The organism is Paenibacillus sp. J22FR5 (genome assembly GCF_059691975.1).
Genome location: NZ_JCAUAN010000074.1, coordinates 1 through 1,475, shown reverse-complemented (window position 1 = coordinate 1,475; position 1,475 = coordinate 1). Strand labels below are relative to the sequence as shown.

Genomic DNA, 1,475 nt, shown 5'->3' with positions numbered 1-1,475 from the left:
TATCGCTGGATCGCTGGATTCGAGACTTACTAGCGTCGTACAAGTTAACCAAAATAATTGTCGGCATGGAGCCAACAGGACATTACTGGCTGAGCCTTGCACATTGGCTTAAGGACACCCAGATTGAAGCTGTACTCGTAAATCCTCATTTAGTCAAAAAGAACAAAGAAAACCGCGACAATACACGCTCTAAAAGTGACAAAAAGGATGCGCTTGTCATTGCTGACATGGTGAAAAACGGCTACTATTCCCCGGTCCGTTTTCATTCCCCAGAATACGAAGAGCTGCGAGTCCTTATGGCAAATCGAGAGACCGTTGTCAAACGGCTTGTAAGCGCAGTGAATCAAATTCACCGCTGGGTCGACATTGTGTTCCCTGAACTTAGACAAGTCTTTAAAATCTTAACTTGCAAAGGTGCATTGCTAACTCTCCGGTTATTTCCTCTCCCCGCCGATCTATGTAAATTAGAGCCTTCCGATGTGATCACGGGATGGAAAGCGTCCATGAAACGACACTCTGGTGTCCGTAGGGCTAAGTTGCTCATTGATCTTGCCAAAAAAACCGTTGGTTCTACCCAGGCAACACACGCTTACAAACTCCATCTTGAGAATCTTCTTGAGGAGTATGACTTAGCGAACACACAGCTGCGGAGAATCGAAGCTGAAGCCAAAACCGTACTTGAACGTATCCCCTATGCGAACAAAATCCTTGCCATTACTGGCATAAGTGCGATTGCTTTAGCGGGTGTTTTAGGGGAGTCAGGTGATCTCAGCGGTTATATCCACGGAAACACACTGCTACGTCACGCAGGCCTTAATCTTACTGAGGCAAGCTCTGGGAAATGGAAAGGCCAGATGACGCTCAGTAAACGAGGACGACCACGCCTACGACACTTCCTCTACCTAATCACGATGTGTATGGTTATGACTAACAATGAATTCAAGGCTTTGCATCGACATAATGTCCAGGTAAAAAAGCTGAAAAAAATGAAATCAATTATGAAGTTATGCGGAAAGTTGGCTCGACTTTTAGTAGGCCTAGCACGCAGTGAAGAAGCATACAACCCAGTGAAAATCTTCGCATTAGCAGTATAGAAACTATGCATTATTAACGCAAGTTGGCGTATTCGCAGGATGACAAAGAAAGCACGGAGTATCGGGATACGTTACGCAAAAGGGCACTGACCCGTTCCGTTAGAAAGACCGACCTCCACCCCTTAGATAGATGTGACGAAGGAATGAGAGGGCTTAGACCCGTTGAGATATGGGAGCGAAAATCGCTAAGGGCCATGTGGAGAATACGTGCAGCAGATGGTATAAATTAGGTGATGTTACCCTCACCTCTGTTCCCGCATGCCTTCTAACGGTTCAACATAACATGCCCTGACTCTCTTTATTCTTTTACCGAATCCAATAGGGATGAAATCCTGCGAATACACGAGCTTGCGTGAGGAAATTAAATCAAATCGAGGGAGC

General features: G+C 45.7%; 1 protein-coding gene. It reads left to right on the top strand.

Annotated elements, in window-relative coordinates:
* The coding region (locus tag AC58P7_RS33405; RefSeq protein WP_497350359.1) for an IS110 family RNA-guided transposase at positions 1 to 1,094 on the top strand (1,094 nt) is incomplete at its 5' end.
* Positions 1,095 to 1,475 lie beyond the last annotated feature (381 nt).